Raw genomic sequence first — 13,169 nt, 5'->3', positions numbered from 1 at the left:
TTTGTTGTGCCTTGCGGGCGAGCCTATTCCGCTGCCGCGGAGGCGGTCTCGTCTTCGGCCACCGGGTGGGCGGCCATCAGCTCCAGCGCGCGCACCATGGCGGAGTGGTCCCAGCCGGCCCCGCCGTTGGCGGCACAGGCGTTGAACAGCTCCTGCGCGGTCGCCGTGTTGGGCAGGCTGACGCCCAGGGCCTTGGCGCCCTGCAGCGCGAGGTTCAGGTCCTTCTGGTGCAGCTCGATGCGGAAGCCCGGGTCGAAGGTGCGCTTGATCATGCGCTCGCCGTGGATCTCCAGAATGCGCGAGGTGGCAAGGCCGCCCATCAGCGCCTGGCGCACCTTGGCCGGGTCGGCGCCGGCCTTGGAGGCGAAGACCAGGGCCTCGCCCACCGCCTCGATGGTCAGCGCGACGACGATCTGGTTGGCCACCTTGGTGGTCTGCCCGACGCCGTTGGCACCCACCAGGGTGATGTTCTTGCCCATCAGCTCGAAGATCGGCTTCGCGGTCTCGAAGGCGGCTTCGGTGCCGCCGACCATGATGGTCAGCGAAGCGCCCTTGGCGCCCACCTCGCCGCCGGAGACCGGGGCGTCCAGATAGTCGCAGCCGAGCGCGTTGATCTTCGCTGCGAAGACCTTGGTCTCGATGGGCGAGATCGAGCTCATGTCGATGACCAGCTTGCCGCTGGAAAGCCCCTCGGCCACGCCGTTCTCGCCAAACAGCACAGCTTCCACCTGAGGCGTGTCCGGCACCATGGTGATGACGATGTCGCTGGCCTCGGCGACCGCCTTGGCGGTCTCGACGATTTTCAGGCCCTTGCCCGTCAGCGCGTCCGGCGCCGGGGTGCGGTGCACCGTGCTGGTGACCTCGTGCCCGCCGTCCAGCAGGTGGCCGACCATCGGCGCCCCCATAATGCCGAGACCAATGAATCCGATCTTTGCCATGACGTTTCCGTTCCTTGCTTTGCGTTTGTTTTCGGCACCTTGCGGCGCGCGGCTTATTCGGCCGCGGCGCTGGCGGCGAGGTAGGGTTTCAGCCAGCCGAGGCCTTCTGAGGTGCCGGCCTTGGGCTTGTACTCGCAGCCGATCCAGCCTTTGTAGCCCATCCGGTCGATGGCGTCGAAGAGGAAGGGATAGTTGATCTCGCCCGTGCCCGGCTCGTGGCGGCCCGGATTGTCGGCCAGCTGCATGTGGGCGATCTTCGCCAGGTTGGTCTCGATGGTGCGCGCCAGATCGCCTTCCATGATCTGCATGTGATAGATGTCGTACTGGAAGAACAGGTTGTCCGAGCCGACCGTCTCCATCACTGCGAGAGCCTGGGCGGAGGTGGAGAGGTAGAAGCCGGGGATGTCGATGGTATTGATCGCCTCGATCAGAAGGGCGATGCCGGCTTCCTGGGTCTTGGCGGCGGCGAAGCGCAGGTTCTCGACATAGGTTTCCGCGACCTTGTCCGGATCGACGCCGTCGGGGCGGATGCCGGCCATGGCGTGCAACTGGGTGCAGCCCAGTGCCTTGGCGTAGTCGATGGCCGTGCCGACGCCGTCCTGGAACTCGCCGATTCGGTCCGGCAGGCAGGCCAGCCCGCGCTCGCCGGCGTCCCAGTCGCCGCCCGGCATGTTGTGCAGCACCTGGGTCAGGCCGTTGCGGCTCAGCGCCTCGGCCAGGGCCTCCTTCTCGAAAGCATAGGGAAAGAGATACTCCACGCCTTGAAAGCCATCCTTGGCGGCCGCGGCAAAGCGGTCGAGGAAGTCGTGCTCGCCGTAGAGCATCGAAAGGTTGGCGGCAAACTTGGGCATTCCTTGGGTCCTCCTGAAATACGTCCGGCCCTGGGGCCTCGGCCGATGCGTCTTGATGCGCCTATTCGGCCGGCTCCAGCACGTCGATGTCCTCATCGATGCCGGCATTCTCCCGCGTGGTCGGCACGCCGTCGGTTCCGAGCGAGGGATCGAGGCAGAGAATCTCCTCGAACTCGTTCACCGCGTCCAGTTCCGTGCCCATGGAGACGTTGGTGACCCGCTCCAGAATGAACTCGACCACCACCGGCACCTGGTATTCATCCATCAATTGGTGGGCCTTGTCGAAGGCTTCTTTGAATTCGTTGGGACTTTTCACCCGGATCGCCTTGCAGCCCAGGCCCTCTGCCACCGCGACGTGATCGACGCCGTAATCTCCCAGCTCCGGGTTGTTCACGTTCTCGAAGGAGAGCTGGACGTTGTAGTCCATGTCAAAGCCGCGCTGCGCCTGGCGGATCAGGCCGAGGTAGGAATTGTTCACCACGACGTGGATGTAGGGCAGCTTGAACTGGGCACCGACGGCCAGTTCCTCGATCATGAACTGGAAGTCGTAGTCGCCGGAGATGGCGACGATCTCGCGCTCGGGGCACGCCTTGCGCACGCCCAGCGCCGCCGGCATGGTCCAGCCCAGCGGGCCGGCCTGGCCGCAGTTGATCCAGTTGCGCGGATTATAGACGTGCAGGAACTGGGCGGCGGCGATCTGCGAGAGGCCGATGGTGGTGACGTAGCAGGTGTCGCGCCCGAAGACCTCGTTCATCTCCTGATAGACCCGCTGCGGCTTCAAGGGAACCGTATCGAAATGGGTCTTGCGCAGCATGTGGGTCTTGCGGTGCTCGCATTCGCCGGCCCAGGCCGAGCGGTCCTTCAGCTTGCCGGCGGCCTTCCATTCTCGGGCGACCTCGACAAAGAGCTCCAGCGCCGCCTTGGCGTCGGAGACGATGCCGTAGTCCGGCATGAAGACGCGGCCGATCTGGGTCGGCTCGATGTCCACATGCACGAAGGTCCGGCCCTTGGTGTAGACGTCGATGGAGCCGGTGTGGCGGTTGGCCCAGCGGTTGCCGATGCCGAGCACGAAGTCGGACTGCAGGAAGGTTGCGTTGCCGTAGCGGTGGCTGGTCTGCAGGCCCACCATGCCGGCCATCAGCGGATGGTCGTCGGCAATCGCGCCCCAGCCCATGAGAGTGGGAATCACCGGCACGCCGGTGACCTCGGCGAAGTCGACCAGCAGGTCGGAGGCATCGGCGTTGATCACCCCGCCGCCGGCCACGATCAGCGGCTTCTCCGCTTCGTTCAGCATGGTGAGCGCCTTTTCGACCTGGGCCCGGCTGGCGGCGGGCTTGTAGACCGGCAGCGGTTCGTAGGTCTCGTCGTCGAACTCGATCTCCGCAAGCTGCACGTCCAGCGGCAGATCGATCAGGACCGGGCCCGGCCGGGCCGAGCGCATCAGATGGAAGGCCTGCTGAAAGGCCCGCGGCACCAGAGCGGGCTCCTGGACCGTGACCGCCCACTTTGTGACCGGTTTGGCGATGGATTCGATGTCAACGGCCTGAAAGTCCTCCTTGTTCATCCGGGCGCGCGGCGCCTGGCCGGTGATGCAGAGGATCGGGATCGAGTCTGCCGAGGCGGAGTAGAGCCCGGTGATCATGTCGGTGCCCGCCGGCCCCGAGGTCCCGATGCACACGCCGATGTTGCCGGCCTCGGCCCGGGTGTAGCCCTCGGCCATGTGTGAGGCGCCTTCGACATGGCGCGCCAGGACGTGATCGATGCTCTGGCGCTTCCTCAGCGCTGCGTAGAGCGGGTTGATGGCGGCGCCGGGGACGCCGAAGGCGGCTGTCACGCCCTCCTTCTCCATCACGCGCACGGCGGCTTCGGCGGCGGTCATCTTGGGCATAGCGGACTCCCTCGTTCAGGTGATGGCCAGGCTTCTTGGTGAGCGTTCCAACCAAAAATAAGGTCTGGTATACCAATGTCAACAAAAATGGAAAATTATTCCGCATTGTGGAAATACTGAGATATATCTGTTTTGAAACAATATGTTAGGATGATCTTTGTGGCGGTGGTGTTTGGAATGCCGTACCGAAAACCAATGTCCGGGCGCTTTTTCCGGCTTACATCCCGAAGGGCGGCCCCCTATGCTGCGCCCCGGGGTCTCAGGTCCCGTGGGGCCTGGCGCCCCGAAGGTTCCAGTGAATGGAGTGTTTGGTGATGGCGAGAGCGGCGTCGCGCACGCGTGAGCAGACAAGGCCTGCAGCGCAAAAATCGGCTGGCCAGAAGCCGGCAGCCCAGGGCGGCCAGGTCCAGTCGCTCGACCGCGCGATTTCGATCCTCGAGCGCCTGGCGGAGGCCGACGGCATGAGCCTGACCGATCTTTCTCAGTCGGTCGGGCTCGCCCCTTCGACCACCCATCGGCTGCTCACCACCCTGCAGCAGCGCCGCTTTGCCGACTTCGACGAGGAGTACGGCGTCTGGGTGGTCGGCGTCGGCGCCTTCAACGTCGGCAACGCGTTTCTGCGGTCGCGCAAGATCGTTTCCCTCGGCCGCCCGGTGATGCGCCGCCTGATGGAGGACGTCGGCGAAACCATCAATCTGGCGGTCGAGGACAAGGGCGAACTGGTCTATGTGACGCAGTTCGAAAGTCACGCCCCTATGCGCGCCTTTTTCCGCCCCGGGCGCCGTGCGCCCATGCACTCATCGGCCATCGGCAAGGCGATGCTGGCGGAGATGGGCGAGGACGCGCTGCGCGATTTCCTCCACAGGAAGGGGATGCAGCGCTTTACCGACCGGACCATCGTCGAACCGGCGGCCTTGCGCGCGCAGCTTCAGCAGATCCGCCAGCGCGGCTGGGGTGTTGACGACGAAGAGCATACCATCGGAATGCGCTGCGTGGCGGCGACCATCCACAACGAACACGGCGAGGTCATTGCCGGGATCTCAATCTCCGGACCCAGTGTGCGGGTGACCGAAACGCGTCTGGGGGAGCTTGGCGCCAGGGTGGTCCAGGCGGCGGAGGAGATCACCGAGCAGATCGGGGGTGTGGTGCCGCGCAGGTTGCAGGCGGCTGCCCCCTGAGGGCCGGGTCCGATCCCGCCAACCCCGGCAGGGGTGCTCCTGACCCCCGGTGCCGGCCCCGGTTCCCGACAATGTGACAGAAAACACGTCGACGCCTTTCCCGAAGCGATAGTATAGAGGCTGCGAGGGAGAGCGAAGAGTGGGGAAAGTGCGCGCTTTGCAGGGGAGATGGATGACCGGCGGCGCCCGTGCGCCTGCCGGGTGGCGTTGCCATGCCACAGTTCGGTCACAGGCCCGGCCTGGACCGTCCGTTAGCCTGCGCGCGGACAGCGCGGTGCGGCTGGGCTGCTTGAGCCCGGGAGAGGAAAGGGCGCGATGGCCATTCGCCAGTGGCTGACGGCAATCGGCCTTGGTGGCCTCGCCGACACCTTTGAAGAGAACGATATCGATCTTGAGATCGTGCCCGATCTCAACGAGGACGATCTTCGCCAGCTCGGGCTGACGCTGGGGCAGCGTAAGCGCCTGCTGCGCGCCGCCGAGGCGCTGGGCACCCAGGAGCCCGCAAAGGCCGAGCCGGAGGCCCGCCGGGCCGACCGCGTTCCCGCCGAGCGGCGGCACCTGACCGTCATGTTCTGCGACATCGTCGGCTCGACCGTTCTTTCCGAGCGCCTGGAGGCAGAGGACCTGCTGGAGGTTGTGCGCCGCTATCAGACCTACTGCGCGTCGATCATCGGCACTCACGAGGGCTACATCGCCCGCTACGTCGGCGATGGCATCCTGGCCTACTTCGGCTATCCCATGGCGCATGAAGATGCGCCGGTCCACGCCCTGCACGCGGCGCTCAGCATCACCGCCGGCATCGGCGAGTTGGAGATGCCGGCGGAAACGCAACTGGCGGTGCGGATCGGCGTGGCCTCCGGCGTCGTCATCGTCGGCGACCTGATCGGCGGCGGGGCCGCCGTCGAACAGCCGGCCATCGGCGTCGCGCCCAATCTGGCCGCAAGGGTGCAGGGCATCGCCGGTCCCAATGAGATTGTGGTCGCCGACGTGACCTACCGCCTGACCCAGGATGCCTTCGACTTCGAAGACATGGGCAGCCGGGAGTTTCAGGGGCTCACCGAGCCGGTGCGCACCTGGCGCGTGCTCGGCGAGCACAAGGGCGACCGCGCCGACGTCAACTTCGGGCGCTGGACCCAGACCTCCTTCGCGGACCGCAGCGAGCCGCTGGACCTGCTGCGTGCCCAGTGGCGGCAGGCGCAGGATGGCCACGGTCGGGTGTTGATGATCTGCGGCGAACCCGGGATCGGCAAGTCACGCCTGACTCACCAGTTCCTGCGCGAGGTCGAGCAGGACGCGACGGTGCAGATCTATCAGGCATCGCCCTACAACCAGGATTCGCCGCTGCATCCGATCATTCAGCGTTTTCGCCTGATCGCCGGTGTCGATCATGGCGACGGGCCCGCTGTCATCCGCGAGAAGCTCTCAGCGGTGGTGCAGGGCGAAGGCCCTGAGCGCGAGCTGCGGGTCAACGTCTTCACCGACCTCTTGAGCCCGGTGTCGATCGACAACCCCCAGTCGCAGGCGGCCGCCAAGCAGGCGCGCGAGCGCACCCTACGCACCATCGTCGACTACTTCTCGCTGCTCACGCGCGTCCAGCCACTGGTGGTCGTTGTGGACGACTTTCAATGGCTCGATCCGACCTCCATCGAACTGCTCGACCGCGTCGTCAATACTATTGCAGACAAGCGCGCCCAGGTGCTGATCACCTGCCGCACAGACTTCTACGCACCCTGGGGCACGCTTGCCCACGTGAATCATCTGGAGCTCGGACGGCTGCCGGCAAAAGACACCCAGGCGCTGATCGCCAGCCTCGCCCAGGGAACCGCACTCTCCAAAGCCATTGTCGGCGAGATTGCCGAAAAGGCCGACGGCATTCCCCTCTTCGTCGAGGAACTGACCAAGTCGGTCATCGAGCTCGATTTCGAGCGGGCCGCGAAGGGCAAGAACCGCCGCCGGGATGAAGCCGCCCGCGTACCCATCTCCCTGCATGACTCGCTGATGGAACGGCTCGACCGTGTGGGGGCTGCCAAGACCGTCGCCCGGGTGGGGGCGGTGCTCGGGCGCTCCTTCTCGCGCGATCTGATCTCGACGGTCGGCGGCTTCGATCCGGACCACCTGGACAATGCCCTGATCGCTCTGTCCGATGCCGGCCTGATCCACCGCGATGTCGACCAGCGCGGCAAGGAGACCTTTATCTTCAAGCACGGCCTGGTCCAGGAAGCCGCCTATGCATCGCTGCTGCGCGAGGAGCGTCAGCGCCTCCACGCTGAAACCGCGCTGGGCCTGCGCAAGCTGCGTCCCCGGATCGAAGACGAGCGGCCGGACCTGGTGGCTCACCACGTCAGCGCGGCGGGCCTCTATGACGAAGCCGCGCGGCTGTGGCTGCAGGCCGGCCGCCTGAGCCTGGCCCAGTCGGCGCTGGTCGAAGCGGTCCACCATCTGCGCCGCGGTCTGGAGGCGCTGGACGAGCTGCCCGACAGCAAGGAGTACAAGGGACTGCGCCTGCAAATCCTGATCCGCCTGGGCCCGGCCCTGATCGCATTGCACGGTCCGGGTTCGACGGAAGTCGAGCAGATCTACGGCGAGGGCTACGAGCTCTGCCGCAGCCTGCCCGAGTCCCGCGACCACTTCCCGGTCTATTGGGGATGGTGGCGCCGTTCACGCGATTTCAACGAAATGGGCCAGCGCGCCGACGAACTGCTGGTCCGCGCCAGGGGCCGCAAGGACGAGGAGTTGCTGCTCCAGGCCCACCACTGCCAATGGGCATCACACTTCAACCGCGGCGACCTCCATGGCTGCATGGGGCACATCGACGCGGGTCTCGCCCTCTACGACAAGGGCGATTACCGCGCCCATGCCACGCTCTACGGCAATCACGATGCCAAGGTCTGCGGTCTTGGCGAGAGTCTGCTGGTCTACTGGCTTATGGGCCGGCCCAACGAGGCCATGGAGTACGAGCGTCAGGCCAGGGCGTGGCTGGAAAATCTCGACCACGGCGGCAGCTGGAGCCACTACAAGTACATCACCATCATGCATCGGCTCTATCAGCGCGATCCGGTGGAGGTTCTGCGTATTGCCGACGAACTGATCGCCTTTGCCGACGAGCACGGCTTCAAGGACGACCGGGCCAAGGCGCTGGTTTTTGCAGGCTGGGCGCACTCGCGCCTCGGCAACCTCTCCAAGGGCCTCGGCGAGATCCGCGAAGGATTGGAGCGCCAGAAAGACATTGGCACGCAGGAGGACTTCCCCGTCTACTACGACATGTTTGCCGAGGTTCTTGCGCTGAACGGCCGCATCGACGAAGCCCTGGAAGAATGCACAGCGGCGCAGGCGGAGTTCGAGTCACTCGGGCTCCGCATATGGCTGCCGGAGCTGCGTCGGCGCATCGGCTATCTGCTGCAACTGCGCATGCCGCATGATCCGGAACCGGCCATCGCCGCCTATCGCAGCGCCCTGGACCTGGCCAGCGACCAGGGCGCCAGGACCCTGTCGCTGCGCGCCGCGACCAGCCTGGCCGGGCTGCTGCGCGTGCAGGGTTACAGCGAGGAAGCCCGCAAGACTTTGGAACCGCGCCTTGTCGGGCTCGAGACCATGGCGGGCACGGCGGACTATGCCGCGGCGACCGCCATTCTCTCCACCGCGCGGGGCCGCAGAAGCGGATAGGAGCGATGACCGAAGCCGCGCGACGAGAGCAGGCCTCTGGCGATTCTGGCAGCGCCGTGCCGCCGGCTGCGGTGCCGCCGGGCTCTGCGAAGGTCTACCGCGGCGGCACCCATCGCAGCCGACGGCCGGAAGAGACGCTGGCCCGGGTGCTGCCCTTTGCCAGGCAGATTGGAATCACGCGCCTCGCCAACGTGACCGGGCTGGACAGCATCGGCATTCCCGTCTTCATGGCCTGCCGTCCCCTGTCGCGCTCCATCGCTGTGTCGCAGGGCAAGGGCCTCACGGTGGATGAAGCCAGGGTCTCGGCCTTTATGGAGTCGGCCGAGACCTTTCATGCCGAACGCATCGCAAAGCCGCTCCGGATGCTCTCGTTCAACGAGCTGGCAGTCTCGGAGAGGGTCATCGACGTTTCCGGGTTGCCGCGGTCGCGCCTGGGCGATTTTCATCCCGAGCAGCCGATCCTCTGGATCGAGGCCGGGCACCTCGACCCCCGCCGTTCCACGTCGGGCGATCGCGGTGCGCCGCTCTGGGTGCCGCTGGAATTGGTCTCGACCAACTTCACCTTGCCGCAGCCGCCCGGCAGCTATGTCTTTCCCGCCGACACCAACGGCCTGGCGTCCGGCAATACCTTCGAAGAGGCTGCGCTCCACGCGGTCTGCGAACTGATCGAAAGGGATGCGCTCAGCCTCTGGAGGCTCGGTGGCGATGCGGTGCGCGCCGCCAGCAAGATAGACGCCGGGACGGTGGACAGCGCGGCTGCCCGTTCGCTCCTGGACCACTATGCGCAGGCTGGGCTTTCGGTCGGCCTTTGGGATGTCACCTCCGACGTTGGCGTGCCGGTCTTCTGTTGTGCGGTGGCGGAGCCCAGCGACCACAGCGTCGAGGCGGAACTGGGGGCCGGCTGTCATCCGGACCGGGAGGTCGCGCTGCTGCGCGCCCTGACCGAGGCGGCGCAGTCGCGCACCACCCGCATCGCCGGGTCGCGCGACGACTACGTGCCCGAATCCTACGACAGCGCCGCCAAGCTGGCGCGCAACCGCACCGCGCGCCTGTGGCTGGCGGACCCGCCGCGGCGCAGCTATGGCGATGTTCCGAACCTCAGTGGTGCGGACATTGCCGGCGACCTTTCGGCGGTGGTGGGATGCCTTGCGGCGGTCGGCGTCGAAGAGGTCGCCGCGGTCGACCTGACCAAGCCTGAAATCGGGATCCCGGTGGTGCGCGCCGTGGCCTCGGGACTGGAAGGCGCCTACCAGGGCGAGGGCAGCGACTACCGCCCCGGCCGCCGCGCCCGGGCACGCGGGCTCAGCCTGCCCACCGAGAGGACGGGCACATGACCGTCACCGTCTTCCTCGGCCCCAGTCTCCCGCGGGAGGAGGCCGCCGGCCTGTTGCAGGCGGACTATCGCGCGCCGGTGCGACAGGGCGACGTATACCGTCTTGTGCAGGAGAGCCGGCCCGCCGCCATCGCGATCATCGACGGATACTTCCAGGAGGTGCCCTCGGTCTGGCACAAGGAGATCCTCTGGGCCATGGACCAGGGCATTCCCGTCTTCGGCGCGGCCAGTATGGGGGCTCTCCGCGCCGCCGAGCTGGAGCCCTTCGGCATGGTGGGTGTCGGCAGGATCTACGAAGGGTTTCGGGACGGTGTCTTCGCACCCTTCGAAGACGAGGCTTTTGAAGACGACGACGAGGTTGCCGTCGTGCACGGCCCGCCCGAGCTGGGCTACCCGGCGCTCTCGGACGCCATGGTCGATCTGCGCGCAAGCTTCGCCGCGGCGGCGCAGCAGGGTGTCATCGATGCCGGCCTGCGCGACCGTCTGGTTGCCGTCTACAAGGAGCGCTTTTTCCGGGAGCGCAGCTTCGCGTCCCTGCCTGCCGTGATGGCTGAACTGGGCCTTGAGCGGGGCGAGAGTTCTGCCCTCCTGGACTGGCTGGAAACGGGCCGCGTCGATCAGAAACGCGAAGACGCCCGGGCGCTGCTGCAGCACCTGAGCGGAGGGGCCGCGGACCGCCACGAGACGGAGCCGGCATTTGTTTTTGAACGAACAACCCTTTGGGCGCAGTTCGTCGAGCAGTCCGAGGGGGCGGCGCCCGTCCTCAGCGCGGCAGAGCGAAGAGTGATCGAGGAACTGCGGCTTGATCCCCAACTCTATGACTCGCTGCGGATGACGGCGCTCCTGCGCCTGCGGTTGTATGCGGAGGACTCGCTGCCCGTGGCGGATGCCGCCGCACGCCGCAAGGCTCTGGACCGGCTGCGGCGCCGGCACGGGCTGTTGTCGCGTGAGGCCCTGGACCGCTGGGCTGCGGCTTGCGATCTCGACCGCGCCGGTCTCAACCGGCTGCTCGACTTCGAGGTGGCGCTGGACCACAGCCGGGACGCGGCGGGCCAAGACCTGGACGCCGCCATTCTCGACGTGTTGCGTAGCGAGGATCGCTACCGGACGCTCGCCGAGCGCGCCCGCGACAAGGAAGAGCGGCTGCAACAGACTTTTGAGACGGAGGCTGCCCCTTCTGCGCTCTCGTCCGAGTCTCTGCTGGACTGGTATTTTGAAGACTGCCTGGGGCGCCGCGCGCCGGACGATGTTACCGGGTTTGCGCGAGACCTTGGCTTCGACGGACTGAAGGACTTGCTTGCTGTCCTCGCGCGCGAGAAGGTTTATCGTGCGCTGCTGGCGGATAAACAGGCGCCTCTCGCGCAGGCCACCGACGGCCGGGGAAGCGGGGCGGCGTGAGAAAGGTGGAAGGGGGGAACCGCGGATGACCGCGTTCTGGGAAAGGCTGGATGCCGTGGACGGTGTCGTCGGCGGCACGCGCTTTCGTCTGTTTCCGCAGATGCCAAGCCTGCATGGCTTTTCCAGGCCCGAAACCGTTCGCGTCTCGCCGCCGCCGGGAACCATCGCGCCCGGTCCTTTCGATGGCGCGATGCGCGTGGTCGATGCGATCGACAAGCCGGCGCCCTACACCTTCCCCTACATGCCGCCCTACCGTGGGCCGGCATATGCTCCGGCCGAGGCCGGGCCCGACGGCCACTTCGACCACATTCCCCTGGATGACCGCCGCTTTCTTGCGGCTCACATGTACGGCTCGGTGCGCTTTGTCCTGGATATCTGGGAAGGCTATCTGGGGAAGACCGTCGACTGGTACGACCCCCGGGACCGTTTCATCATCGAACTGGTGCCCGACGTGGCCTGGGACAACGCCCATGCCGGCGTCGGCTTCATCGAGACCGGCGGTCGCACCTCTGCCGACGGCGAGTATCAGCCCTTTGCCCTGAACTTCGATGTTCTGGCGCACGAGGTGGGGCATACGCTGCTGTTTTCGGAGGTCGGGATTCCGGGATCTGGGGGACTGACGCCGCAGTACCTCGGGTTCCATGAATCGATGTCCGATCTGGTGGCGCTGCTGTCGACACTGCACTTCGAAACCATCATCGACGATCTCATCGACCAGACCGGCGGCAACCTCTACGTCCTGAATTTCCTCAACCGCATCGGCGAGCTGTCGAACAGCGAGCAGATCCGCATTGCCAGCAACGATACCCATATGGAGGACCTGGCCTCGCTGCGCCTCACGGCTGATGGCGAGTGGATCGATCCCAGCGGCCAGGGACGCAAGTCGCACGACCTGGCCCAGCCGCTGACCGGTGCGATCTTCGACAGCCTCGTGGAGATCTACCAGGACGGCCTGGTGCGGCGTGGCATCCTGCCGCGCGACGGCGACCCGCGCGGCTGGACGGAAGACAGCGTGACGGCCAGTCTCGATCGTCTGCAGCAGATACACGAGGGCGCGGTCAGCCACCATCGGTCAGCCTTCGTCGACTCGCTGATCGAGGCCAGGGACTACATCGGCTTTGCCCTTGCCGTCGCCTGGCACCGTCTCGACGCCGATCACTTCAGCTTCGGCCGTTTCACCCGCACGTTCCTTGAGGTCATGGCGGAGCTGGGCCAGGAACAGAACCTGCCGGCCTTCGCCGAAAACTTCCAGGCGCGGGGCATCGGTATCGCGGGGCCGGAGGCTACGCAACGCCAGCCGCCGCGCAGTGCGGCTTACGCGCTGCGCTGGGCCTGGGTGCAGAATCAACGTCGCCATGCAGCATCCCGGCCGCCACGGGATGACCCGGACAGCCATGCCCAGGTATACGGCATGATCAACCACAGTTTTCGCGTAGAGGTGTAGTTACCTTGCTTGTTACTTCATGCAGCAGTGTTATGATCCGCCGCGCTGGGGGAAATTCTGGATTCCCGGTGCGGGGCTCGGCGGTGCCGCAACCTTTGAGCTTCGAACACGGGAGGGGATGATGAATTCCGATGAAGTTTCGATCTTTGACGAGACACTGCTGGCCTCATCGCAAGTGAGACTCTTCGGGCGTTTCTACCGGGGACTAAGGCTTGACGAAGACGGATTGGGGGCGCTCAACGACGATAGCCGTCCTCAGAATCGCAATCCTCTGACCGATAAGCTGAGGTCGGAGCTTGATCCGCGCTTGGCGCGCATCTATGGCTTCTCCTACGAGGGCAGCTACTACAAGCTCGATGCGCCTTACGTCTTCCTGGTGCATGGGGAAGGGGAAGAGATCAACGAGCCGGACCTCCACATCGGCAAGGTCGGCGTCGAGATGAAGGACGAGCGCTTCCTGGAAGGCGTCAGGATGT

At 66.0% G+C, this 13,169-nt stretch carries 9 protein-coding genes; 6 read left to right on the top strand and 3 right to left on the bottom strand.

The window, feature by feature from the left end; translation table 11 throughout:
- Window positions 1–23: 23 nt before the first annotated feature.
- The 3 genes from glxR to gcl form a co-directional block, all read right to left on the bottom strand.
- Window positions 24–938, bottom strand: coding sequence for a 2-hydroxy-3-oxopropionate reductase (gene glxR / locus Q0982_RS13570; protein ID WP_299396437.1), 915 nt, complete (start codon window positions 936–938; stop codon window positions 24–26).
- A gap of 53 nt (window positions 939–991) precedes the next feature.
- On the bottom strand, window positions 992–1,789 hold the full coding sequence (gene otnI / locus Q0982_RS13565) for a 2-oxo-tetronate isomerase (RefSeq protein ID WP_299396436.1): 798 nt from the start codon (window positions 1,787–1,789) through the stop codon (window positions 992–994).
- A gap of 61 nt (window positions 1,790–1,850) precedes the next feature.
- The gene (gcl, locus tag Q0982_RS13560) at window positions 1,851–3,677 is read right to left on the bottom strand and encodes a glyoxylate carboligase (protein ID WP_299396434.1); all 1,827 of its coding nucleotides are present in this window, start codon (window positions 3,675–3,677) and stop codon (window positions 1,851–1,853) included.
- A gap of 314 nt (window positions 3,678–3,991) precedes the next feature.
- On the opposite strand from gcl, the gene bhcR reads away from it, so the two are divergent.
- The 6 genes from bhcR to Q0982_RS13530 all read left to right on the top strand — a co-directional run.
- Entirely contained in the window at window positions 3,992–4,855 is an 864-nt protein-coding gene (bhcR, locus tag Q0982_RS13555; protein WP_299396433.1) for an HTH-type transcriptional regulator BhcR, read from the top strand.
- A gap of 315 nt (window positions 4,856–5,170) precedes the next feature.
- Window positions 5,171–8,518, top strand: coding sequence for an adenylate/guanylate cyclase domain-containing protein (locus Q0982_RS13550; protein ID WP_299396431.1), 3,348 nt, complete (start codon window positions 5,171–5,173; stop codon window positions 8,516–8,518).
- Window positions 8,519–8,523: 5 nt separating this feature from the next.
- A complete protein-coding gene (locus tag Q0982_RS13545) occupies window positions 8,524–9,852 on the top strand; it encodes a YcaO-like family protein (protein ID WP_299396429.1) in 1,329 nt (442 codons plus the stop codon).
- Window positions 9,849–11,249, top strand: coding sequence for a TfuA-like protein (locus Q0982_RS13540; RefSeq protein ID WP_299396427.1), 1,401 nt, complete (start codon window positions 9,849–9,851; stop codon window positions 11,247–11,249). The genes Q0982_RS13545 and Q0982_RS13540 overlap by 4 nt, the downstream gene beginning before the upstream one ends.
- A 25-nt stretch (window positions 11,250–11,274) precedes the next feature.
- Window positions 11,275–12,693, top strand: coding sequence for a hypothetical protein (locus tag Q0982_RS13535; RefSeq protein WP_299396426.1), 1,419 nt, complete (start codon window positions 11,275–11,277; stop codon window positions 12,691–12,693).
- 121 nt (window positions 12,694–12,814) lie between these two features.
- The coding region (locus Q0982_RS13530; protein WP_322097024.1) for a hypothetical protein at window positions 12,815–13,169 on the top strand (355 nt) is incomplete at its 3' end.

The sequence above is a fragment of the Pelagibius sp. genome, assembly GCF_028281305.1.
GTDB lineage: Bacteria > Pseudomonadota > Alphaproteobacteria > Kiloniellales > Kiloniellaceae > Pelagibius.
The sequence above is the reverse complement of the archived record's forward strand: the minus strand, read 5'-3'. Positions and strand labels throughout refer to the sequence as shown.

What these genes read in the sequence shown, in the direction of transcription:
- glxR (WP_299396437.1), bottom strand. Translation starts at nt 938, where the DNA reads ATGGCAAAGATCGGATTCATTGGTCTCGGCATTATGGGGGCGCCGATG.
- otnI (WP_299396436.1), bottom strand. Translation starts at nt 1,789, where the DNA reads ATGCCCAAGTTTGCCGCCAACCTTTCGATGCTCTACGGCGAGCACGAC.
- gcl (WP_299396434.1), bottom strand. Translation starts at nt 3,677, where the DNA reads ATGCCCAAGATGACCGCCGCCGAAGCCGCCGTGCGCGTGATGGAGAAG.
- bhcR (WP_299396433.1), top strand. Translation starts at nt 3,992, where the DNA reads ATGGCGAGAGCGGCGTCGCGCACGCGTGAGCAGACAAGGCCTGCAGCG.
- Q0982_RS13550 (WP_299396431.1), top strand. Translation starts at nt 5,171, where the DNA reads ATGGCCATTCGCCAGTGGCTGACGGCAATCGGCCTTGGTGGCCTCGCC.
- Q0982_RS13545 (WP_299396429.1), top strand. Translation starts at nt 8,524, where the DNA reads ATGACCGAAGCCGCGCGACGAGAGCAGGCCTCTGGCGATTCTGGCAGC.
- Q0982_RS13540 (WP_299396427.1), top strand. Translation starts at nt 9,849, where the DNA reads ATGACCGTCACCGTCTTCCTCGGCCCCAGTCTCCCGCGGGAGGAGGCC.
- Q0982_RS13535 (WP_299396426.1), top strand. Translation starts at nt 11,275, where the DNA reads ATGACCGCGTTCTGGGAAAGGCTGGATGCCGTGGACGGTGTCGTCGGC.